19 protein-coding genes and 1 pseudogene are annotated in these 23146 nt (G+C 69.2%); 19 read left to right on the top strand and 1 reads right to left on the bottom strand.

Annotated features, from left to right (window positions below; genetic code table 11):
• Window positions 1–5: 5 nt before the first annotated feature.
• The 6 genes from AB0M70_RS38845 (at window position 6) to AB0M70_RS38820 (ending at window position 9843) form a co-directional block, all read left to right on the top strand.
• The gene (locus tag AB0M70_RS38845) at window positions 6–2807 is read left to right on the top strand and encodes a hypothetical protein (RefSeq protein WP_365827970.1); all 2802 of its coding nucleotides are present in this window, start codon (window positions 6–8) and stop codon (window positions 2805–2807) included.
• Between the two features lie 59 nt (window positions 2808–2866).
• A complete protein-coding gene (locus AB0M70_RS38840; RefSeq protein ID WP_365827968.1) occupies window positions 2867–3973 on the top strand; it encodes a bifunctional lytic transglycosylase/C40 family peptidase in 1107 nt (368 codons plus the stop codon).
• Window positions 3974–3981: 8 nt separating this feature from the next.
• The gene (locus AB0M70_RS38835) at window positions 3982–4629 is read left to right on the top strand and encodes a hypothetical protein (protein ID WP_365827966.1); all 648 of its coding nucleotides are present in this window, start codon (window positions 3982–3984) and stop codon (window positions 4627–4629) included.
• A gap of 164 nt (window positions 4630–4793) precedes the next feature.
• Window positions 4794–7241 (top strand): ATP/GTP-binding protein, encoded by a 2448-nt coding sequence (locus AB0M70_RS38830; protein ID WP_365828105.1) that lies wholly within the window; start codon window positions 4794–4796, stop codon window positions 7239–7241.
• On the top strand, window positions 7238–8158 hold the full coding sequence (locus AB0M70_RS38825; RefSeq protein WP_365827964.1) for a replication-relaxation family protein: 921 nt from the start codon (window positions 7238–7240) through the stop codon (window positions 8156–8158). Before AB0M70_RS38830 ends, AB0M70_RS38825 begins: the two co-directional genes overlap by 4 nt.
• A 671-nt stretch (window positions 8159–8829) precedes the next feature.
• Window positions 8830–9843, top strand: coding sequence for an NAD-dependent epimerase/dehydratase family protein (locus AB0M70_RS38820; RefSeq protein WP_365827962.1), 1014 nt, complete (start codon window positions 8830–8832; stop codon window positions 9841–9843).
• On the opposite strand, the gene AB0M70_RS38815 is transcribed toward AB0M70_RS38820, so the two are convergent.
• On the bottom strand, window positions 9844–11199 hold the full coding sequence (locus tag AB0M70_RS38815; protein WP_365827960.1) for a DNA-binding protein: 1356 nt from the start codon (window positions 11197–11199) through the stop codon (window positions 9844–9846).
• A 324-nt stretch (window positions 11200–11523) separates the two neighbouring features.
• Between AB0M70_RS38815 and AB0M70_RS38810 the strand changes: the two genes are divergently transcribed.
• The 13 genes and pseudogenes from AB0M70_RS38810 (at window position 11524) to AB0M70_RS38750 (ending at window position 23131) form a co-directional block, all read left to right on the top strand.
• Complete coding sequence (locus AB0M70_RS38810; protein ID WP_365827958.1) at window positions 11524–12012, top strand: ATP-binding protein; 489 nt, start codon at window positions 11524–11526, stop codon at window positions 12010–12012.
• A complete protein-coding gene (locus tag AB0M70_RS38805) occupies window positions 12009–12899 on the top strand; it encodes a DUF6302 family protein (RefSeq protein ID WP_365827956.1) in 891 nt (296 codons plus the stop codon). Before AB0M70_RS38810 ends, AB0M70_RS38805 begins: the two co-directional genes overlap by 4 nt.
• A 55-nt stretch (window positions 12900–12954) precedes the next feature.
• A pseudogene (locus tag AB0M70_RS38800) lies at window positions 12955–13152 on the top strand (DUF5999 family protein).
• Complete coding sequence (locus AB0M70_RS38795; protein WP_365827954.1) at window positions 13149–13802, top strand: hypothetical protein; 654 nt, start codon at window positions 13149–13151, stop codon at window positions 13800–13802. The pseudogene AB0M70_RS38800 and the gene AB0M70_RS38795 overlap by 4 nt, the downstream one beginning before the upstream one ends.
• A 136-nt stretch (window positions 13803–13938) precedes the next feature.
• Window positions 13939–14514 carry a hypothetical protein gene (locus AB0M70_RS38790; RefSeq protein ID WP_365827952.1) on the top strand — a complete coding sequence of 192 codons (576 nt, stop codon included), beginning with the start codon at window positions 13939–13941 and terminating at the stop codon, window positions 14512–14514.
• Entirely contained in the window at window positions 14511–15161 is a 651-nt protein-coding gene (locus tag AB0M70_RS38785; RefSeq protein ID WP_365827950.1) for a hypothetical protein, read from the top strand. The genes AB0M70_RS38790 and AB0M70_RS38785 overlap by 4 nt, the downstream gene beginning before the upstream one ends.
• A gap of 90 nt (window positions 15162–15251) precedes the next feature.
• On the top strand, window positions 15252–16055 hold the full coding sequence (locus tag AB0M70_RS38780; RefSeq protein WP_365827948.1) for a hypothetical protein: 804 nt from the start codon (window positions 15252–15254) through the stop codon (window positions 16053–16055).
• A gap of 1499 nt (window positions 16056–17554) precedes the next feature.
• Complete coding sequence (locus AB0M70_RS38775; protein ID WP_365827946.1) at window positions 17555–18115, top strand: hypothetical protein; 561 nt, start codon at window positions 17555–17557, stop codon at window positions 18113–18115.
• Window positions 18116–18351: 236 nt separating this feature from the next.
• Window positions 18352–18978, top strand: coding sequence for an ATP/GTP-binding protein (locus AB0M70_RS38770; protein WP_365827944.1), 627 nt, complete (start codon window positions 18352–18354; stop codon window positions 18976–18978).
• A 49-nt stretch (window positions 18979–19027) separates the two neighbouring features.
• Window positions 19028–19687: an SAF domain-containing protein gene (locus tag AB0M70_RS38765; protein ID WP_365827942.1), complete on the top strand. Its 660-nt coding sequence runs from the start codon at window positions 19028–19030 to the stop codon at window positions 19685–19687.
• 96 nt (window positions 19688–19783) lie between these two features.
• Complete coding sequence (locus tag AB0M70_RS38760) at window positions 19784–20614, top strand: hypothetical protein (protein ID WP_365828103.1); 831 nt, start codon at window positions 19784–19786, stop codon at window positions 20612–20614.
• A 142-nt stretch (window positions 20615–20756) separates the two neighbouring features.
• On the top strand, window positions 20757–22160 hold the full coding sequence (locus AB0M70_RS38755; RefSeq protein WP_365827940.1) for an ATPase, T2SS/T4P/T4SS family: 1404 nt from the start codon (window positions 20757–20759) through the stop codon (window positions 22158–22160).
• Window positions 22157–23131 (top strand): type II secretion system F family protein, encoded by a 975-nt coding sequence (locus tag AB0M70_RS38750; RefSeq protein ID WP_365827938.1) that lies wholly within the window; start codon window positions 22157–22159, stop codon window positions 23129–23131. The genes AB0M70_RS38755 and AB0M70_RS38750 overlap by 4 nt, the downstream gene beginning before the upstream one ends.
• Window positions 23132–23146: the final 15 nt, after the last annotated feature.

Raw genomic sequence — 23146 nt, 5'->3', positions numbered from 1 at the left:
TCAGCGTGATCAGTTCGCGTCGTGCAGGCGGTCGGCTGCGCACCGTCCTGCACGCCCTGGGTCTGGCCGTGGTGTTCCTCATCGTCAATGCCCAGGTCGCCTACGCCGCCGATGGCGGCCAGGACATGATGGGCCCGCTGAACGTGGACAGTTCCGAAGGCGTGCCGATCAACGGCTACGAGCTGTCCGCCCAGGGCGGGTCCATCTTCTCGGTGCGCACCAACGCCTATGCGTTCCTGATGAACGGGCTGTTCACGCTGCTGCGCCTGGTGGTGGGCCTGTCCTGCTGGGCCATCGCCTTCGCGCTGCGCTTCCCGCTGATCAAGATGCTGGCCGACCCGGCGCAGAAACTCTCCACCATCTACGACGACATCGTCGTCGACACCCTGGGAATCAAGGGCCTGTTGCTGGCCTGGGCGTTCATCTTCGGCGGGATCCTGCTCGTGCGCGGCAAGGCCGGCAAAGGCCTCGGCGAGATCATCCTCACGCTGGTGATCGCCGCGTTTGCGGCCTCGGCGTTCGTGCGCCCCGACTACCTGCTGGGACAGGACGGGCCGCTGGCCCAGAGCGAGCGCTCCGCCTTTGAGGTCGCCCAGATGACCGTGGACTCCTACGACTGGGGCGGCAAAATCGCCAGCGGGGATGCGGGGCCCTGTGGCGGAGGCCTGTCCGGACCGGCGCTGGAGAAGTGCTACCAGGAGCAGAAGAAGAAGCAGGGCTCCGCCTCCCGGGTGGCCCAGCCGATTCAGGACGCGCTGACCAACGTCACGGTCGTCAAGGGCTACATGCTCGTGCAGTACGGGCGGATCCTGGACCCCGCCAAGGCGTCGGACCGCAAGGCCTACGCCCTGCACCTCAAATGGGTTTCCGGCGGCTACAAGCCGACCTCTGCGGCCAGCAAGGCAGACCGTCAGCACGCCGAGGACGTCTGCGACAAGATCAAGGGGCCGGCGCACAAGTACTGCGTGAAGGGCAAACTCAAGAACCCCGCGCCCGACCAGCCCCCGCTCAAGGAGGGGCCCGCGCTCACACCCGGCGATGCGCTGCTGGACGCTGCCACCCCGGTCCTGAACTCCCAAGATCAGCAGTTCGCTGCGTTCCTCACGGAGATGGAGAAGGCCGGGCCGGTCGGCAAAGCCGCCGCAGAGTACGCCAAGGAGCCTACGGGCTGGCGGACCGCGGGCGTGCTGCTGCTGTTCGCGGCTGCGCTGCTCATCTCCGCGATCCCGCTGTCGGCGGCGTTCGTGCTGCTGGGCCTGCAGGCCGCCGACGCCGCCGCAGCAGCAGTCGGCGCCGTCACCTTGGTGTGGGCGATGCTGCCGGGACCCAACCGGCAAGCCGCCTTCAAGTGGCTGGCCCTGCTGGGGATCTCGGTCGCGGGCATGTTCGCCATCTGTACCTTCCTGCCCTCCTACGCCATCGGCATTGATGTGGTCCTCACCGACGGCCCCGACGTCCCTGCCGAACGCCTGTTGGCGCTCAACGCCCTGGCGCTGGCCGCTCTCGCCTTCCACCGCAGGCTCCTGGCCGGCATCACCTCGGCCGGGCAGCGGCTGTCCCTGCGCATGCGCTACGCGAAGATCGGCGGCACCCATCTGCCCGGCGACACCTCCGAGATCGGCGCCGCCCTGGCCGTCCACGGAAACGCCGCCCTGCGGGGCGGGATGGGTCTGCGGGCCTGGGGCGGCAGCGGGTATGGGCGGCTCGGCACGCGACAGCGCCTCATGAGGTCCCTGGCGGCGATGACCGACGGGACGGGCATGCCCGTGGATCCCGGCCGGCTCCTGTCGGACGCGGGCGCCGAGGCCTCGCGCGGGCTTGCTCCCCTCTCCCTGGCCGCCACCGGCGTCGGACTGGGTGCCCGCGGCGCTTGGGGGCTGTTGGTCGGCAGGCATCCCGGAGCCATGGCGCTGGAGAAGATGCGCAAGCCCACCGCTGCGGGCGACCCTCCGGGCAGTGGCCCGCAGGACGACAACGAGCGCGGCCGTGGCCCCAAAGGACCGCAGGCGGACTCACTGCGACAGGGGCCGGCGGACCGTTACCGCAACGAGCACGGCATCATCCCCGACCAAACGTCGGGCGAGCCGCTTCACGACCAGAACGTGGATCGCACCCTGCTGTCCACCCGCGCCCACAACCGCCTGGTCCGCCTGCGCGGTTACCGCATCCTGCACCGCACGGGCCGCGTGGCCTACGGTGTCTCCGACGGATTGCCCACGACCACCCGGCGGGCCCGTCAGGCCGCCTCCGAACACACCAAGGACGCCAAACAGCAGGTCCGGGTGTGGAGCAACACCGTGCGCGAGGACCTCCGCTCCTGGCGGCCTCGGGGCGCGTCGCCAGCTGCGCGTCCGGGCCGCACTGACGGCGGCGGCCCCGGCCCGGCGCCTTCCGGCCACGGCCTGCCGCCTATGCCCCCCATGCCCTCAGGGCCCGCCGAACCCGACTGGCCCGCCCGCGTGGCAACCCCCCGGATCCGCTCGACTGCCACGCCGGACAGCGCCACCCGCGGCGGCCGTACGCCAGCGACCACGACGGACAGCACCACCAGCGGCGGCCGTTCACCAGCACCCACGCCGCCGCAGGCGGCACCCGACCCGGACGAATCCATGCGGTGGAGGCCGCGGATCGATCCGGCCGAGATGCGGCGCAGTGCACCGACCGACCCTGATGAGCTGCGCCGCCGCCTCGCCGACCGGCAGCGGGTGCGCCCTGAGGAGCTGCGCCGCCGCTTCGCCGAAGAGCGCCGGGCGCGCGAAGAGTCCGAGCGCCGCGACAGGGCCAATCCCCACGAGGAGGATCGATGAGGCCCCCTCGCGTCAGGCCACGGCCACGCCGGCGAAGGAAATGGGGGTGCCTGCTGATCGTGCTGCTCGGGGGGCTTCTTTGCGCCCTGCCCTTCGCGAGCGTCCTGTCCGCCTCTGCGCAACTCGCAAACCAGGACGAGGAGGCCGACCTGGGCGGGGAGCTGGGCGGCAGCGCCGCCGGTATTCCCCCCACGATGCTTGCCGCCTACAAGGAGGCCTCTCAGCTGATCGGCCGTCACGTGCCCAAGTGCAGGGGCATGTCGTGGCCGATCCTGGCGGGCATCGCGAAGGTGGAGTCCAACCACGCCGTGGGACGCACCATCACCAAGAACGGCGACATCACCCCCCGCATCATGGGCGTGCTGCTCAACGGCTCTGGGGCAGGCGGCAACACCACCACGTTCCCCGACACCGACGACGGCACGTGGGACGGCACCGCTCAGGGCGAGCGGGCGGTGGGGCCCTTTCAGTTCCTGCCCTCCACCTGGCAGAGCTCCGGGCGGGACGGCAACGGCGACAAGGACCGCGACCCGCACAACGCGTTCGACGCGGCCCTGGGCGCGGCCGTCTATCTGTGCGGCAAGGGCCGCGACCTGACCAGGACCAGCCAGCTGGAGGCGGCGATCTTCCAGTACAACCACTCGCGTCAGTACGTCGCCAACGTCAGCAATTGGATCACTCAGTACCGGGCCGCCGCGACCGGCCCGAGCAAGGACGTGGATCTGAGCGGTGTCTCGGGCAAGGCCAGAAAGGCCGTACAGGCGGCGCTCTCCCAGCGCGGCCTTCCCTACTCGTGGGGCGGCGGCAACGCCACGGGGCCCAGCACGGGGGTGTGCTGCTCGCCCAGCGGCAAGAGCGGCGCCGGCATCACCGGATTCGACTGCTCGGGACTGACCCAGTACGCGTTCGCGCAAGTGGGCATCACGCTGCCCCACCTCGCCTCCGCGCAGGCCGCCAAGGGCCAGCGCATCACCTCCAAGGCCGCACTCAAGCCGGGGGACTTGGTCTTCTTCGCCTATGCGCCCGGCGCGAGATCAACGATCCATCACGTCGGCATCTATGTGGGAAACGGCCAGATGGTCAATGCGGCCGGGCCCGGGACCAAGGTCCGTCTCGACCCGGTAGATGCGCTGTCCGGGTTCGCAGGAGGGGCCAGGGTCCTATGACACCCAAAATGAGCGGTGCACCTCCCGCTGCGCGTGGCCCGTGGCTGCTGCTGGCCTGCGCCCTGGCCCTGGCCGTCTGCGGATATCTCCTCCTGGACGGCGGCAAGATCACCACTTTGTCCGACGCGCCCGCCAACTCGGCACCGCGCCCACAGGAGTCACCGCAGCCGCAACCTCCCCAGCAGTTGTCCCCCGGCACCCCGACGCCCCACCCGTCCGTCTTTTCCACTCCCCCGCCGACGGCGCCGCCCCCGCCGCCGCGTGGCGAGGGACGCGCAGCGGACCGCCAGGTCCAGCACCTCCTGGAAAACGCCTGGCCCGCTGACCTGCCCACCGCGCAGGAGCGTCAGCTGCGCGAGAAGGGGGCCCGGCTGTTGTACGCGGATGCCACGGGCGTCGGACGTGACAGGTTCCCCGACGTCTTCGGCAGGCATACGTCCCGGCAGGTGACGCCCGCGTTCAGCCGCTTCCGCGTCCAGGCCGCCATCGCCCGACAGGACCCGGACTCCTCGACCAGCGGCCGGGCGGTGGTGCATCTGGTGTGGGCCGCAGCCGACCGCGGAGGCACCTACATCGAAGGCCGCATCAGCGACCTGTCCTTCCACCAAGCGAAAGAAGGCGCACCGTGGACAGCTCTGCCCCTGAACCCATCGTGAGCGCCGCCGCCGCTTCCTTCGTCCCGTCCGTCGCCCGGGACCTGGCGGCCGCGCTGCTCTGGCTGAGCGACCAGCGGTACCTGCTCGCCGTGGTCCTGGCGGCCGCCGGCATAGGAGGAAAGCACCTGGTGCGCCACCTGGCCGCGAAGGCCTCCCAGGAGCGGATGGCTCTGGAGTGCACCCCTGCACCGCACTTCGACCCCGGCCGTGAGGAGATCTTCCGCCGAGGTGTGGAGCTGACCCGCGCCAGCACGTCGCTGCCCTGGTGGGCCCCGCGACGCGCAAAGAGCGTGCGGATCAGGCTGCGCTCCGATGGCCGCTCCCCCTTCACCTACCGGCTCGAAGGCCCCGCAGGCGCCGAGCGTCTGCTGACCACCACACCCTTCGGACCGGGCGTGCGGGTGACCAAGGCCAAAGCGGTCAACGACAAGCCACGGGCCCATGAGGTGCGCGCGGAGTTCATCCTGCGCGGCAACCCCGTCGCGTCCCTGCGTGAGGTGCCCTTGCAGCCCGATCCGCTGCAGCCGCTGGTCGACGCCGTCGCCGACCTGCGCGCCGACCTGGGGGATGTCGCCGAGATCTGCATCGACCTGCAGCGCGCCCCCAAGTGGGCGCTGCGAGCCCGGCACTTGAAGCTGATGCACGATGCGCGGCGTCGCGAGCAGCGCGAAGCGAGCCGTGCCGCGCGGTGGATGCACCGCGACGGCGCCCAGCTGAACGACTCGCTCATCGGCCAGCTCCAGGATCTGCTCTCCCCGGGCCGCGGCGGCCGCCCACGTCTCCCGGGCCGCGGCATGGTCATGGCAGCCCCTGCGGTACGCGTCGACCGGGAGAAGGCGCTGGGCAAGCTCGCCGAGGACTCTCATCTGGTCCGGGTGCAGATCCTGGTGCGCTGCGCCTCGCACATCCAAGGCCGCGCCCACGCCCGCCTGGCACGCGTGCAGGCCGGGCTCGATGTCTTCGGCGGCTCGGCCCGATGGGCGATGAGGGGGCTGAGGCTCGGCCCGTGGCGGCTGGGAGCCGACCGCTGGCCCCACCGCACCCGCTTCGAACTCCGCTGGCGCACCGGGCAATGCCTGCCACCCACACCGAACTGGGTCGAGCTGGAGGAACTGCTGGGCCTCCTGAAACCGCCCACCACCTGGTGCCGGATACCACTGCTGCACGTGGACCTGCCCACCTTCGCGCACGGCAACCCGCAGCTGCTGCTCCAGGGCTGGTACCAAGCACCCGACGGACGCCGGCGCCTGGTGGCCACCCACGCCGAGCAGACGCTGTTCGAGATCGCGGTGGGCAAGGCCGGCGGCGGCAAGACCGAACGGGCCGCAGCCCAGGCCATCGGCTACGCGCACGCCGGGGGCGGGCTGCTGTTCATCGACCCCCACCACGACTCCTGGCGCCGCGTGGCGCCCTTCCTGGCACATCAGCCGATCATGGACCGGATCGCGCGGATCGACCTGCGGGCCACCGGCCGCGGCCCCAACCCGCTGCTCGCCGCATGGAACCCGATCGGCATGCACCACCGCGGCCGGGCTGCCTACGAGGTCGTCGAAGACGTCGTGGACTCCTTCGCCACCGCCTTCGGCTGGGACGACGCCAACGCCCCACGCGCCATCGCCCTCTTCACCCAGGCCCTGACCGTGCTCACGGCCGTCAACGATCTGGCCTGCCGCGCCGGGCGGGGCAGCGACCAGGCCACCCTCTTCCACGTGCGGTCCCTGCTGACCGACACCGACTTTCGCGCCAGCGCCCTTGCTGCCGTGGAGCAGACCCTGGACGAGGAGTCCCGCGCCTGGTGGCACACCACCTTCCCCACCTTCCCGCCCGACGCCTTCAACATCCTGCTCAATCCCCTGACCCGGCTGGCGGCCAACCCCGTCATCCGGGCCTTCCTGGGACAACCACTCGGCGCCTACAACATCCGCGCCGCCATGGACCACCGCATGATCGTGTGGGTGAGCACCGGAGGCAACGGCCCCACCGACCGCCTCCTGGTCGCCCTCCTCAACCGCGACCTGCTGCGCGCAGGCCGCTCCCGCGTCGACATCCCCGAGGAACAACGGGTTCCCTTTCGCGGCTACTTCGACGAACTCATCACGCTGGCCAGCGCAGGCGGCGACTCCATCGCCAGCATGTTCGAGGACTTCCGCAAGTACCGGGTCCAGCTGCATGCGCTGACCCAGCTCCTGGCCCGACTGCCCGTCGGGGTCAGGCAATCACTGGTGCAGAACGCCTCTACGCTCTCCACCACCCGCGGGTCCCGGGCTGCGCTCACCCCCATCACGGAGGAATGGGACGACAAGCCCAACGCCGCACAGGTCGCCGCCCTCGACCAGTACGACCACTACTCCACCTTCACCATCGACGGCCGAACCATCGGTCCCGTCCGCATCCACGGGCCGCACCTGAATGAGGTCTTCGCCGAGCACTACCGGCCCGGCCGCATCGACGCACTCGAGGATGCCGCCGACCGCAACGCCCACGCCCTCCCCCTGAACCAGCTCACCGCAACCGCCGCAGCCCAGCTTCAACGCGTCCGCGCCTTCCTCCGTGACCAGGCCCCGGCTACCGCCGGAAACATCGTCCTCTCCAAGACCAGGGACTACCAGTGACCCTCCCTCCAGCCGCGCAGAAACCTTCCTGCCCCTTCACTCCCAGCCCGCTCGAACCGCTGCCCCACCAGCTGCTGGCGGCCCTCGCCCAGCACCGGATGGCAACCACCGCACAACTGCGCGCCCTGCTGCGCCCGCACGCCTGCCGCCAGACCCTGTCCAGGCCGCTGAACCGACTGCGCAACGGCCAACTGGTCGACTACACCGTGCTGCCCAGCTCGAACAGAACCCGCGCCTGGTACCTCACCGCCGAAGGAGCCCGTATTGTCCGGGACTGGCCACACCAGCGTGGCCGGCCGCCCTACCCGATCACCTCGGCCTCGGCAGCCTCGATGAAAACCCCCCACACCCTGACCGTGCTGCGCACCCACCTCGCCTTTGTTTCCGACGCCCGCCGCCGCGGTGACGAGCACAGCCACCTGGACTGGACACCCGAGGTCTCCCACCCACTCGGCGACGGGGAACGCGTCATCGCAGACGCCCTCATGCACTACGTCCTGCACCAGGAAGACGGCACACGCACCAAGCTGCGGGCGCTCATCGAGGTCGACCGGGCCACCATGAGCCCAGAACGCCTGGCCACCAAACTCATCGGCTACGCCCGCCTGCACACCTACACGCCCCTCACCCCAGGACGACGCGGAGCGCAGAACAACCCCGCACCCGGGTGGCAGCGCTGGTACCCCGTCTTCCCCCGCATCCTGTTCGTCCTCACCGGGGCAGGCCCCCGCGCCCTGACCAACCGAATCGAAGACCTTCAGGCCATGGCCACCGAACACCCCGCAGTCGCCGGCCTCGCCCGCGCCGTGCCGCTCGGCGCGGCCGTCCTGGAGGAACTCGAAGCCACCGGACCATCAGGTCCGGTATGGACACCCCTCGCCGTTACCGGCCCCCCGCGGTCATGGACCCAACTGTGACCCGGCAGACCAACCGGCCGACCGCACGCCGCCCTGCAACCGATGCGCGGCACTGCATCGCACCAACCATCCGGCCAAAGGGGCGGTCCCTGGAACCCGGCCGTGCTACGCCCCGTTGTGCTCGGTCAAACAGGTGTAGAGCACGTCTGCGTCCCAGCCCCCGGTCTCCGCGGACGTCAGCACCGCCGGCCGAGAGGGCGCCACACACTCCGGCGCCTGCGTCATGAACGGGGACGACTGCCCGCTCGGGTCGAACGGCAGCAAGTCCGTGCACTGGTAGGCCGGGACGCCAGACAGCAGCACGGCGTCACGCACCGGACCGGACGCGGCGCCGGTGTAGGTAAGACAGTAGTCCGTCCCAGGATCGCCGCCCGTCAGCGGCGTCTGAATGATCTGAACCTGGTCCAACCGGGCCGCGCGATGAGTGGGCGCCGGAGCAGACGAGGAGGCAGTCTTTGATGCGGTCGGTCGTTGTGCCACGTGCCCGGGTCGCAGCCACCGCGCCTTCCCGCTCCGGCGACCTCGCACCGTCCGCGAGGGCGACGACCCCCGCTCGCTCCCCCCAGATCTGGCTCGGCGGCCCTGCTGGACGGATGTCGTGAACGCGAGCGACGAGCGGGCTATGAAGTGAAAACTTCCGGTCGCGGACTCTATACGGCAGGATCGCCGATATGAGGCTCCTTGTACTGGGCGGGACGTGGTTCTTGGGCGAAGCCATCGTTGAAGGCGCCCTGGCGAAGGGTTGGAACGTCGCCACCTTCAACCGCGGCCGGTCGGGGCCCGACATGCCGGAAGTAGAAGCCGTGCACGGTGACCGAACGGTCCGCGAGGATCTGCAGAAGCTGGCGAGGAACGGCCCGTGGGACGCCGTCGTCGACACATCGAGCTCCGAGCTTGCGCCGCGTGACGTTCGCCTGGCGACCGCCATGTTGCGGAACCGGGCACGGCGCTGGGTGCATATCTCCACGGTCTCCGTGTACGAGGGGTGGCCGCACGAGCCTCTGACGGAAGAGTCGCCTCTGCTGGCGTGCCCTGCGGACGCCGACGAGGCCTTCGGCTACACCGGCGAGGACGGCAGCCCCACGAAGTACGGATTTCAGAAGGCGGGTGGGGAACGCGCTGTCGCCGAGGCCTTCGGCGACGAGGCTGTCTTTCTCCGGCCGGGTGTGATCCTCGGGCCCGGCGAGTATGTCGGGCGGCTGCCATGGTGGCTAAAGCGCGCACAGCGCGGCGGCCGCATTCTCGCGCCCGCACCGGCCGAGCAACGCATTCAGCCGGTAGACGTCCGCGACGTCGCGGCGTTCGCCCTTCGTCAGGCTTCCGGCACAGGCAGCGGCGGCTTCAACGTGGCACATCCCGACGGCATCTCGTTCGCCGACTTCATCGACGCGTGCTTGCTCACCACCAAGGGCAGAGGCACGCCCGCGTGGACGGACCCGGCCGTGCTGGTGCAGCACGGAGTGAAGCAGTGGACGGAGCTGCCCCTGTGGCGTACCCACGCCGGGGTATGGGCCGTCGACGCTCAGCGCGCGATCGATGCCGGCCTTCGCTGCCGTCCGATCCCCGAAACCATCCGGGACACATGGGAATGGTGGGCGGGACATGGGCGTCCCGTGGACCACCCACGGCGGGCAGAGCACGGGATCGCTGCGGATAAGGAAGCTCGGGTCCTGGCCTCCCTGTGATCAGGACTCGATCGCCAGGAAAGCCAGGGACGGGCCGAGCCGGTACGGCGGGGACACCCGGGTGAACTCCTCGATCTGTTCACGCAGGTCTCCCGGAAGCCGTGCGCCGTGATACTGCGGCCGCGCCAAGTACCTGCCGACTCGAGCGGCACGCACGACGATGCCGGTTTTGCGCTGTTCAGCAGGTACTTCCCAAATCGGCGTGAGCGCGTCCGCCGCCCCGTCGACGTCGTTGGTTAGCAGCCGCGCGTATGCCAGGTCTGCTGCTGCTCCGGCCCGTACGTGGGTGGACTGATCGTCCTGCGCCCGCATCCCGAGAAGGAGCATGGCCCGGTTTGCCTCTACTTCGGCCTGACCTGCGTCCCCCATGAGCAGGGCTGTCGTGCTGTTGGACATGGCCAGCCGTTCTTCCGAGAAACCGAACTCGCCGCCCACCTCGTCGTGGAGTTCGTCCCGCGCTTTCCCGGTTTCCATGGACATCTGGATCGCCCGATGCGCCGAGGCGATGTCGCCGAGGTGAGCGTGGGCGCGGGCCGCGACGGCGTGGAGGCGGCGCCGTGCAATGTCGCCGATGCCACCATACGACAGTGCCCGCTGTGCCTTCGCCAGGGCCTCGCTCGCCTCGTCCGAGTGATAGGCGATGTACGCCAGGGTGCCATCAGCGTAGGCCTGCAGGGGCGCGAAGCGTGTGCTCTCCCCGTAGACGGCGGCAGCGCGGGCCAGGGTGCGAGCGCTGGGGAAATAGCCCAGGTCGAAGGCTGCGACCGCGAGAAGTGCGGCTGTCTGCCCGTTGAGGATCATCAGGGTCTGCTGCTGGATTGGGACTTGTGTGCGGTCTCGGTGGCGCTCGATCTCTTGGCGGAGCGTTTCAGCCGTCTCATACGACTTGGCTGCCGGCAGGGCGTGATACCGCCGCGCCAGGCTCACCACCTGGTCGCGCAGTTCGTCGATGGTGTTGTCGGAAATGGACGCCGCGGCGGTCGCGTCGGCGCCGTCATGGGCTTCGCGTGCAGTCATCAAAACTCGCTCTTCCAGGTCTAACGCGGATACCTGGGGATCATCCGCGGGCGGCGCAGCGAAGATCTGCTCCGCCGTGTGCCCCGGCCACATGGCCTCGAGGATCTGACAGGTCTCCGGACCCGGTAGTCCCGTGAGTTTGCCGCCGGTCCAGCGCCGGAACTGCGTCTCGCCGCACGTCGGATTGTTAGGGCTGTTCCCGAAGAGGCGGACACCGGTCCTGATGAACCTCTCCTCGAACCGGCGGTAGCTGAGGTTGTCCCGGTCGCAAAGCTTCGCGAGCAGTGTCCTCGGTTCGCTTCTCATTCCGCCCCCCAACTCTGCGGTGCCGCGTTCCACGGCCTGCGGATCGATCCCTTCGGTTGAAGGGGAACCTGCCCTCGCGTCTTCACGCAACGCCCTCCGAACAAAAGCCACTTCGAGGCTACCCCGGGGCCACGAACGTCACCCGGAAGAGACGAAGAGGCCACCTATCAGGTCATGGCGAGGTCACGCAGAGCGGGTGAACGATGACCGCCATTCCTCGCTGAGAGTGCAGGAAACGAACACAGAGGACAAAGGGAGGGTCGGGATCGCGATGGCCCCCGCCGAGAGAATCACCACTTCACCGGATAGTGCTCCCCGGCCCGAGTCGACACAGCTTGCAGGCCTCTTCGACGACTCATGGTGGGGAGTTGCCGGAGCGTGTGCGACGACGGCTACTACACCGAAACGGCAGGCGCGACTATGACCACAGCTGAACCACATGCAAGTGCCGCCCCCGGCTTCGCCCTGCAGTTGCCATGCGTACCTGAGTCCGTGCAACACGCCCGCACCCTGGTCTCCTCCGCACTGAGCACGTGGGGAATGCAAAGCGCCATAGCCGATGACGGAGAAATCGTCGTCTCAGAACTCCTGGCGAACGTGGTCCAGCACACCTCTACGGTCATCACCACGGTCAGTATTGAGCGCGCCAGCCCTTCCTGCGTACGCATCGAGGTCCCCGACACCTCCCCCGCCCTGCCGCGCATGGCCGACCTCAGCAGTGGCGCCGAATGCGGCCGAGGCCTCCGCCTGGTAGCAGGACTGAGCTGCCGCTGGGGCTACGACCAGCACACCTGGGGCAAGACCACATGGGCCGAACTGAACCTGCGCGCGGAGAGAAGCCAGTGAGCGCCGCCGCGACCGCTCCGAAACCCACCGCATCGAGCCTCCCGCAGTGGCAACCTCCGCTCACCGGGGGCGAACCGCGGATCGTCCTGGAGCAGATCACCTCCTGCGAGCCCCTCAACATCGAGGCGATCTCCGACGATCTCTATGCAGCGATCGGCAGCCAGGCCCCGCCCGCCACCGAGACTGTGGCGCTGGTCCGGCGCCTTCGTCAACACCTCAAGCAACTCAGCAACATCGCCATCGCTGACCCCGCGTACCCGCATATCCAAGAGATGGGCCTGCTCATCAAACTCGGGCGCACCATGCGGGGCGAGCCTTGGCCGACTCGGCCTTACCCGGCGACTGGCATTCGTGGTCTCACACCTCGTCGAAGGGCTGATCGAGGCCCGCTGCATCAGGGGAGCCGAGTGATGCACGCCCTTGCGCATCCGCCGGCGACCGTCACCCTCATGCCCCCGCAAGAGGCGTACGACCACGACCTCTACGCGAATCGCCTTGCGAAGCCTCGACTCCTTGAAGAGAGCGTGGCCGTACGGAGCTTGCGCATGCCCTTCCTCGCTGTGCCCCTCGGCGGTACACGGCAAGGCGGGTATCTCTCAGTGGCGTGCCCATGCGTCGGGCAGAAGGCCTGCGACGCCCTCCGCGATCGGCCCGGCTCCCCCGACCTATACCTGCGGCCAACCCCCTACCCAGACACCGCCGACGTCGTGGAGTGGGGAGAGGGATCGCCTGCGCGCTGGCGCGACTGCGATGACATCACCCTCGGCCGCTTCTACGGCTACAGCGAACGCGTGATCACCGCGTTCACGAACCGCCGCGCCCACGCCCAGCACGTCCTCAAGACGCCCACTTCGGCGCCCAACCACCGCTCCCCCGCGGCCCCGTAGGGCCGCTGAAGAGGTCTTTCTTCCCACCGCACGACCGAGAGGAACCGCGACGCACATGTGCCAGCACAAGCCCCCATTCCCCACTGCTGACCAGCCGGATAGCGAGGCCGCCCAGCCTCAGGCGCGCGAACGACGTGACCGGTTGGACGCTGTTGTGCAACACGATCGTTTTCGACGACCGGGGCGGGATACTGCGGACGACTCGGTCATCGCCCCGCACCGCCCCGTCGAGCTGACGGGAGCAGCCGCGTGAATACGACGCAGCACGGCGTGATCCCCTACATCACCGGGCGCGAGGGAGAAGAGGCCGACTCCTTCCTCTCCCTACGCACCGCCTTCGACCTCAAGGGCAACACGCGGCTGGGCTACTGGGACGAGACGCCGGAGGACCGTGATGTGCGCGGCGTCCTATGGGCCCGTGTTTCGCAGTCGATCGGAGCCGACCGGCTGCCGGCCGGCGAACCCAAGTGGCGCCTGATCCACCCGTCCCGGCAGCGCGAGTGCATGCTCAAGCTCAAGTGCCAGGTATGCGTCGCCCCCGCCCGGACCCCAGAGGGAATCCTGTTCCTGGAGAGCAAGAAACAGGGCATCCCCACGCCGAGTTCCACGATCCGAACCGCCCAGCCACCACTGTGTCGACGGCACGCGCGGATGGCCGCGCAACGGTGCCCCTATCTCGCTGAGCACGGGCACGTCGCGCTGCTGGCGCAGAGTGCACGGATGTACGGCGTGATCGGAACGCCCTATGCATACACCAGCAAGGGCATCCAGGCTCTGGCAGCCGACGACGTCCCCATTGCCTACGAAGACCCGGCCCTGCGGTGGGTCCTGGCCTCCCAGATGCTCCGCACCCTGCGCAGCTTCACCGTCGTGGACCTGAACGACCTCGCCCCGGCCGCCTAGCCCCCAGACAGCCGCTCGGTGAGCCAGATGGCTCCTGACTGCTCATCGAGCGGCACACGACCCCCGGCGTCGGGTTTCGCACCCCCGTCGACCCGGCGCCGGGCCGCTCCCCATTCCCGCTGATGAAGGGCACCTCGTGGACGCTCTCCTTCCTGCCGTCGTCAACCGGCTGCTCGGCCATGGCCAAGACCCCGGCGAGATCCCGGAGGTCCCCGCGGCCGACGTCACCGGCTGGCTCGCCCCGCTGGCCAGCCGACTCCTTAGCCTGGTGGAACGGGGCGTGCCTCAAGCCTCTAACGCCTTCCTCGCGCACGGCTTCGCCTGCCTGCCACTCACCCGGCACGACGGCCGCAGCATCTATCTCCGCCTTGCCTACGAACCCGTGTGGACGCCGTGGCCACTCACCTCCACCTCCGTCATCCTGACGGTCACGGGCTCCCTCGGCCTGGAGGTGTACCAGCGTCCCGACGATGTCCAGGCGTGCCGCCCTCAGTTCGCGCGCACCTTCGGCCCCGAGCAGGTGTTCGCAGCGCACCCTGGCACCCTGTGCGCGCTGCGCAGCAGTCCCGGAGCCATGCATGTTCTGGCCGCCGCACAGCCCGAGGCCGGGCCGATCGGGCCGGTCCCTTTCGACGGGGCCGCGGTGCTGGCCCACCGTGCTCGCTGGGTTCTCGAACGGGCCGTTGGCCCCGGGGTTGGGGGTGGGCGATGAGCTGGCTCGCCGAGGTCCCCTCACTGCACACCTTGGATCTGCGCGATGTGCAGCGGATCAGTCACGAACTCCTGGACCACCTGGCAGGCGACCGCAAGCTGCTGACGCAGCTGGTGGATGAGATCTGCGACGACGCCGACCTGATGGCGAACAGCCGCGTCACGCTGCTCCTGAACCGGCTATCCCTCTATCAGGCACCCGAGCGCGGGTTCGAGATCCGCATCAACATGAACCCCCGCCCGGGCAATCGGCGTGTCCCGCACGATCACTGCTACGCCTTCGCCACGCGCGTCCTCACCGGCGGCTACGTGCACGTCGTCAGCCGCCGCACCGATGGCTGGGAGGGCCCCTTCACCGGCGACAACCTGCAGCCGGGCATCGTGACCATTGAACGCCCCGGCGACTCCTACACCCTGGGGCACCCGATGGTGCACCAGGCCGTGATGGAGCCGGACACCGTGACCCTGGTCGTCCGCGGCCCCCGCCGCACAGCCCTCTCCAACGCCGTCGCCGAGCTGATGCCTTCGCGCGACACCTGGCCGCCCCCGGCCGAGCCGGGCGGGCCAGCCGTCGCGTCCCGGCCCGCGACCGTGGGCGAGTACCGACTGATGCGCACCTACCTCTTCCGGCGCGGCCTCATCGACTGATGCAGGCCCGCCTTTTCGTAGCCGCGCTCGCCGCACCGCCGTGACGCGAGAGGCTACGGCGCACCAACCGCACCACACGAGGAGCACTCGATGACCGGCGTTTTGACGACCGATCACCCCGCTTGGATCGACACCGAGGCCGCAGGCCGCGTACGCGCGGTGCGCACCGCCTCCGGACTCTGGGTCCTGTCGTGGGACCGCGCGGGCCTGCACATGGCCTGCGTGCACGGAATGGAGGACGACAAGCCGAAGGTCGTCACCACCGACCCTGCGCGTCTGCCCGGCACCGTCCCCGCCGCGCTCAAAGCCGGTCTCGACGGGCTCGGCCCGACCCGGCGGCTGGCCAACCCGTGGCTGTGGGACGCGATCACCACCGCCATCCTGCGGCAGGTCGTGCGCGCCGGGCAGGCCCGCAAGCTGTACCGCGCCTGGTGCAAGGCCTACGGCACCGCCATCGACACCCCGCACGGTGAGCTGTACCTCGCCCCCACCGCAGAGGACGTCCTGGCGCTGGAGGAGCAGCAGTTCACGGACGTGGGCGCCAAATTCCACCGCTCCGTCCTCCAGGCCGCCGCGGCCCATCACGAGCGGCACTTGTGGCACTGGCAGCCGATGGCGGCCGGCGATCTGGTGGCCGCGCTGACCAGCGTCCCGCGGATCGGCCCGTGGACCGCGGCCGCCGCGGCAGCCGACTACACCGGCGACTTCAGCATCTACCCGCACGACGACCTCGCCGTACGCACCTGGGCCGCGCAGATCGCACCCGGACACGCCTGGCCCAACAAGAAGGACAAGGCTTTCGGCCCGATGTGGAACGCCATGGCCGGAGACGACAGCACCGCCCTGCACACCCTGACCCTCTCCACCCTCAGCTGGGGCTCACACGCCCCATGACCAGGCTGATGGTCGGCGGCCACAACGCCAAGGCCATGCCGGAGCGCGTGCTAGCCGATCCGCGCATGGCCAACATGGTCGCTGGTCCTCGGCGAAGGGGAGCTGCGGGTCGCGGCCCTCCTGACGGACGAGCAGAACCGGCGCGAACTGCCCGGCGTGGTGTGGCGGGATCGGCTGCTCGGGGCTCGGACGGACGGCCTGATGGCCGACAAGGAGCAGCGGGCGCGGATGCTCGGCCCGGACATCAGATCCTGCAAAGCATCTGCCGCTCGCGCGAGAAGTCGATCCGCCTCTTTATGGCTCCAATATCCCGCTGCGATCAGTCGTCATGGGCCCACTCCTGGATTTTCCAGAGCACGGACTGCAGAGCATCGTCCACCCGTTCGCGGACGCATTGATCAGACAGCCCAGCGTAATCGAGTCATGGCTGCGGGCTCCGCCTCGGACAGGCTCGTCGATCAGGAAGGAGCCCTGGGTGCCTTCGTGTTCGCTGCGCTACGCACAGACGTGCTAGCCCAAGCGTGACCCTTGAGCCCGCCGCAGACCTACCCGATCCGGGCGGACATCGCGCCGTTCGTCAGCCGAACTCCCTTTCGCACTAGGCCAAAGGCCTTCACCTAGCCGACAGCACGTTCACGCCATCTTTCCTACCCGCTTCCAGCAGTAGTCGGCGAGCTGCCCGACGATCGGCGCCGCCCCCCGGCTCGCCCGCAGTCGACCGCGGCTACCTCTAACAGGGGCGCGAAAGAGAACATGACGAACCTTCCGCTTCCTGCCCTCGGCTGTCGCTTCGACCCCCTTCCCGACAGCACCGTCCACCATGGTCTGCGCGCACCGATCTCGCCCCGCTGCCAGCTGGCACGAGCATCAAGCGCAGCCCACGACACCAATGCCGCAAGAGCCCCGGCACACCGCCCCCGTGGACGCGTCGCAGCATCCCCTCCCTGAACAGGCGCAATCCCGTCTGCCTCAAGGACACCGTCCCCTTCCCCCGCCCGCGAGGCCGTCTTCACTTCACGCAATGAAGATTGCAAGCACACACCATCCGTGCCTCCTGCGGGCCCGTCGGCCGCTCGGCCAGAGCGGTGAGGGAGGCTGCCTCCCTGCACCCGCGCCATCCAATCCGGCACCGATCAACGCGGCACATGCGGTTCCGCATTCGCCGTCCCCTCCTGCGTTCGCTAATGCATCGATGCCCCATGCCACAGGCAACCTGGGCGGCCCTGCACAAGCACCCCAACACAGCGGCGATACAAGCACGTTGTGACTGGATATCGAACACCTGCCCCACCGCGGAGTGCAGATCAGCGTGACCTGTGGGCCCACTGCGCCGTATTGTGCCCATCACTGCAATCCGCGGTCCGTGCACTTTCCGGGCGCTCGGCTTCCAGCCACGGGTGGTCACCGGCTCCGCATCGCGCCGTACGGGAGACACAGTGACACGATCAGCTCGTCAGCAGGCATATACCAGCGTTCGCAGCAGGAAAAAACAGCAGGCCGTGGCTCTGTTTCTCAGCCTCTGCACCACAGGCGTCCTCACCGCCTGCAGCAGCGGCGAGAAGAGTAAGAATTCCAAGCCGCCTGCCACACCGTCGGCATCAGAACCCAAAACAGCCCCGAGGCCATCCACGAGCATTGATCCCGAGACGGCTGCCAGGTCCGCTGTCCTCAAGTCCTACACCCGTATGTGGGAGGAGCAGGTCAAGGCCTACGCGTCGGCTGATCTCAAGGGCACCGCACTGAAGAAGTACGCGGCGGCCAGTGCGTATTCGCGCGCCAAGGTTGATGTTGAGGGGCTGCAGAAACAGGGCATCTTCGCCAAGGGCAGGCCTGGGCATCGCATGAAGGTGACCAGCACCGACCTAGAGCGCAAGGTACCTAGAGCCGAGCTGACGGACTGCGTCGACACCTCCAGTTGGAAGTACTTCTACCGCAAGTCAGGCAAGCCCGTTCCCCTCCCCGAGGGGAACCTGAGCCAGTACGTGACGCACGTCAAAGCCGAGAAGTGGGGGAAGAAGTGGATGATCTTAGAGCTCACACCCACGCAGCGCGCCTGCTGACCACATTCACCGCTGCAGCGTCTGTCGCGGGCCTGACCCTCGCCGTTTCCGCCCCCGCCCGGGCGGATGCACCCGAGAGCGGGCGCTGCGTGAAGGGCGCCGTCACCTGGATCATGTGCAAGGCGGGGCAGGAGGGCGCCCGGCCTGTCGGAGGTAGTCAGTCCGCCCAAACTGCCGGGGGAAAGGGCGGGAAGAACGACAAGAGGGGTCTCTTTGCGCCCTGCATCGTCAAGAAGATGGACCCACAGCCCCCCAAGGGCAGCTATCTGTGGGACGGCCAGACGGGCGGGGCGGTCTACGAACGGACATGCCGCTACACGGCAGACGCCGCCGTCCCTGCGATCCCGATGCCGTTCTGGGCAGCGGACGAGCCGCCGCCGGTGGATCCTGAGGTTCTAGCCCAAGAGGCCGTTGACAAAATGAACTTGATCGGCCCGGCCATCGCCAGCCCCCGTGCGGTTGGCAAGTACACGGTCGGGGTGCCGATGTGGATGTGGGTAAATCCTTCCCCCACGACTTTCGGCCCCAACACCGCGACTGCGACAGCCGGGAATGTGACGGTGTCCGCGACGGCCAAAGTGTCCTCGATTCGCTGGTCGATGGGCGACGAGACAACTGTCGCCTGCCAGGGGCCGGGCACCAAATACAAGCTCTCCTACGGCATGTCCAAGTCGCCTGACTGCGGCCACTTCTACCGCACTTCGTCGAAGGATCAGGCGGGCGGCCGCTTCAAGGGCACTGCTACCGCGACGTGGGCGGTGGAGTGGCAGGTCACCGGCGGCGGAGGCGAGCAAGGCGCGTTCACCGAGATCCGCGAGAGCGACTTCGAGGTGTCGGTGGGCGAGATGAGAGTGCTCGACTAGGCGGGAAGGCAAGCACGTGTTGCGAAGCAGTACGAAGAACAGGGCGTCGGTGCCCGTTCCGCCGGTCGCGGACGTGATGCGCCCAGACCTCGACATCATCGATCCTGAGCCGGCGCGCCGTCGGCGCCGCTCGTTCATGGTGATCGGTGCGGTGATGGTGCTGGCCGGTGCCGTCGGGTTCGCCGGGCTGTTGAATGCCTCGGGGGAGCGGTCCGATGTGCTGGCGCTGGCCCGTGACGTGTCCGCTGGGCAGAAGATCACGGCTGATGACCTGCGGGTGGTGGCGCTCCCGGAGGATCCCGGGCTAAAGCCGATGGCCGCCGCGAAGAAGAGCGCCATTGTGGGGCGCCGGGCATCCGCCGCGCTCTCCCAGGGTTCGCTGCTGACGTCTGCTCAGCTGACCGGCCGGGGCGGGCTCAAGCCGGGTGAGTCGCTGGTGGCGGTCGAGGTGAAGCGGGGCATGGCGCCGGTGGATGCGCTGCGGCCCGGTGCCATCGTCAGCCTGGTCACCCGCCCCCAGGAGGGAGACGTCACCGGTACGGACCAGCGCGAGCTAACCGAGGTGTCCGGTCGGGTGGTCAAGGTCGGTGCGCCTTCCAGCAGCGGTGACGTGGTCGTGCAGACCGCGGTGCCTGATGCGGCCAGCGCGGCGGTCGCTTCCGATGCCAGCGCGGGCCGGGTGGCCATCGTGCTCAAGACCGGGGGCTGAGCAATGTCCGTGATGGTGTTGGCGGGCGGGCACGGGTGCGGGGTGACCGTATCCGCGCTCTCTCTAGCTCTCTCCAGTACCAGGCCCTCCCTCTTGGTGGAGGCTGCTGCCAAGCAGGCATCGATCCGCTCCGGCTACCGGCAGGGCGCCTGGGGCGGGGAGGTGGGTCTGTGGCATTTGGCGCAGGCCCACCTGCAAAATCAGCTGGCTGAGGCGTTCGAGGCGCATCTGCGGGCGTTGGATGCGGAAGGCAACCGGCTGTTGCTGCCGGGGCTGACGGATCCGACGCAAGCTGCAGCTCTGGCCGGTACGTGGGAGCCGCTGTCGCTGCTGTTGCAGGCGATGGACCAGCACGCTGGATATGACGTGGTCGTCGACGCCGGGCAGGTGGTCGTCGACGGCGGTGGTCTGCACGCCGGGCTGTTTCCCGCGGTGCTGGCGCGGCGGGCCGACGTGGTGCTGCTGGTGGTACGCAACTCGCTCACCTCGGTCGCCCAGACGCTGCCGGTGGCGCGCGTACTGCAAGGCGAGTTGGAGCGCCATGGCAGCGGAGCGGATGCACTGCGGCTGCTGGTCATCCAGGAACTTCCTACTTCCGCGGGCGGGTTGCGTACGGATGCGATCGCACGGCGCTTCGCGGTGCCGGTGGTCGACATGCTGCCGTGGGACACGGCGGCGGGCCCCCTTTTCACCCACGGCTCGCCCCGCCCACCGAAGCTGACGAAGCTGCCATTGATCAAACAGGCCCGTAAGGCCAACGCTGCGGTCGGAGTGGTGGTTCATACACGCCGCCGCGCGCTGGACATGCCTGCGGCGCCGGTGAGCTCGCCGGTGGTGGCCGGGGTGCTGCAGCGGCTCTCGTCCACGCGGCCGGTCCCGCCGGTGCCGCCGCAGGATCCCCGGCTGGGGGTGAGCGTGAATGGTTGACCGCTATGGCGTACCGCCCGCTCACCACGGCACAACCGGCACACCGCCGCGGTTGCAGGACGTTCTGAGTCAGGCGCTGCGACCCACCGCACCCGGCGCATCCACTACACAGGGTGCGGCCCCCTACGCTCTGCGCTCGGCTGTGGCGCTGACCTCTGCGGCTCCGGCCGCCGTGGGGGTCGCCGGGGAGGGGGCGTTGCCGGCCTCCCCGCAGGACGTTGCGGGTCTGCGCGATGCGGTCAGCGACGACATCGTCGCGGCTGATGACCAGGACCCGCTGGCCAATGAGAGTGCGCGCCGCGAGCGGGCCCGCGCCCTGGTCGCCGCGCGGGTTTCCCGGTGGGCCGTCGATCAGGCCCGCCACCACAAGGCGCTGACACCCCCGCAGGTGGAGACGCTGTCGCAGGCCGTCTACGACGCGCTGTTTCACGCCGGTCCGCTGCAGAAGTACCTAGATGACCCAGAGGTAGAGAACGTTGTCGTTCTGGGCGATGACGTGCAGGTCGACTACTACAACCGGCCCACCGCCAAGGTGCCGCCGGTCGCGCAGAACGACGACGAGCTGATCGCGTTGATCAACCGGCTGGCCTCCAACTCCGGGCACCGCGAACGCAGGCTGTCCGCCTCCTCACCCATGGTCAGCTTCCGCCTGCCCGACGGCTCGCGCGCCGAGGCCACCACCCTGACCCCCGTACCGTTCCTGGGCGTACGACGCCACCGCGTGCTGACCTCCAGCCTCGAGCAGTTGCAGGAATGGGGCACCCTCTCCCCCGCACTGGGCGCCTTCCTACACGCCCTGGTGCTGGCGAAGAAGAACGTGCTGTTCGCCGGGGACATGGGCACCGGCAAGACCTCCCTGCTGCGGGCGCTGGCGCAGAAGATCCCCGCGGAGGAACGCGTGGTGACTCTGGAGTCCGACCGCGAACTTTTCCTGGACCAGCACCAAGGCGGTGCCCAGTTCCTGGCGATGGAATCACGTGAGTCCAACGGCGAACTCGTGGACGGCCACCCGGTCGGAGAGATCAGCGTGGAGCAGATGTTCCCGCACGCGCTGCGCATGCTCTCCACCCGCGTGATCGTCGGCGAGGTCCGTGACCGTGAGGCCATCGCGATGCTGCAGGCGATGAGCGCGGGCGGCGCCGGATCCATGTGCACGCTGCACGCCGCCTACCCCAACCTGGTGCTGCCGCGTCTGGTCACGCTGTGCCGGGGCATGCACCGCGACGACGTGTACGAGTTGGTGGGCACGTCGATCAACTTCGTCGTCTATTTGAAGCAGATCAACCAGACCCGGATCGGCGGCAGGCGCCACCGATTCATCTCCCACGTGCTGGAGGTTCAGCCCGGTGAGGGCGGACACCCCGCTATTCAGGAGATCTTTGCCCCCAGCGGCTCAGATCAACGCGGTGTGCCGCAGCTGGCGCCGTCCTGCATCGGCGAGTTGGAGGCTATGGCCGGGTTCGACCGGCGCTGGCTGACCGTGCCCCAGTACGGGGCTTGGCCCACCCCGCTGGGCCTGATCGGCGGAAAGGGGAGCGCCGCGTGAGCAGCGATCAGTGGAGTCTGCTGGCCGCGCTGTGCGGCGCGCTGATCGTCGGCGGGCTGCTGGTCAGTGTGCGCGGCGCGACCCGTGTGCCCGTGGCCTTGGCGGACCGGCCGCCCTCTGCCTGGGTCGTGCGGTGGCAGGCGGCGCAGGCCGCGCTGCCCGAGGCGTGGGCGCGCCGCTACCGCTTCATCGTCCTGGCCGCGGCGCTGGCGACGGTGGGGTCCTGGCTGATCTGGGCGCGGCCCGTGCATGGACTGCTGGCGGGCGTGGCAGTGCTGGGGATTCCCTGGATTTGGAATCCGGCCGGGACCAGCAGTCGGCAGATCGTGCGCCTGGAAGCCCTTGCCGAGTGGATGCAGCAGCTGGCCGGTGTGCACGAGTCCGGCGGCACCTTGGACAGTGCGATCACCGCCTCCGCCACCCGCGCCCCGCACGTCATCCGTCCGCAGGTGCGGCTGCTGGCCGCCCGCCTGCGGGTGGGCGCCAACCCCAGCCTGGCCTACCGGCAGTTCGCTGACGCCTTTGCCGATGGCGCCGTCGACAACGCCGTCATGCTGTTCCTCACCCACGCCCAGGACCACGGGCCCGGTTTGAGCCGGGCCCTGCAGTCCATGGCCTCCCTCACCGAACAGGAAGCGATCTCGCTGCGCAGCCTGGACGCCAAGCGCGCCCAAGTCCGCACCGGAACCCGCTGGGTGTCCATCCTCTCCCTGGCCATCGCCGCGTACATCCTCACCAACCCGTCCTGGGGCGAGATCTACCGCACCGCCTCGGGACAACTGGTGATGCTGGTGTTGGGGGCGATGTTCGCCGGCGCGCTGATGGGGATGCGCAGGCTCGCCCGGTCGCGGCCGGCGCCGCGGCTGCTGGCCGCACTGCCGACGGCCGCCGGTGGCGGCGAAAGGACGCCCAGCGCCGAGGGCGCGGCCGGGCGCGAAGCGAAGCAGAAGGCGAAGGGGGCCGTGCTGTGATCTCGCCTGGAGCAC

Origin of the sequence: Streptomyces sp. NPDC051214 (assembly GCF_040682375.1) — a bacterium.
GTDB lineage: Bacteria > Actinomycetota > Actinomycetes > Streptomycetales > Streptomycetaceae > Streptomyces.
This window is presented reverse-complemented; position numbering and strand designations above follow the sequence as displayed.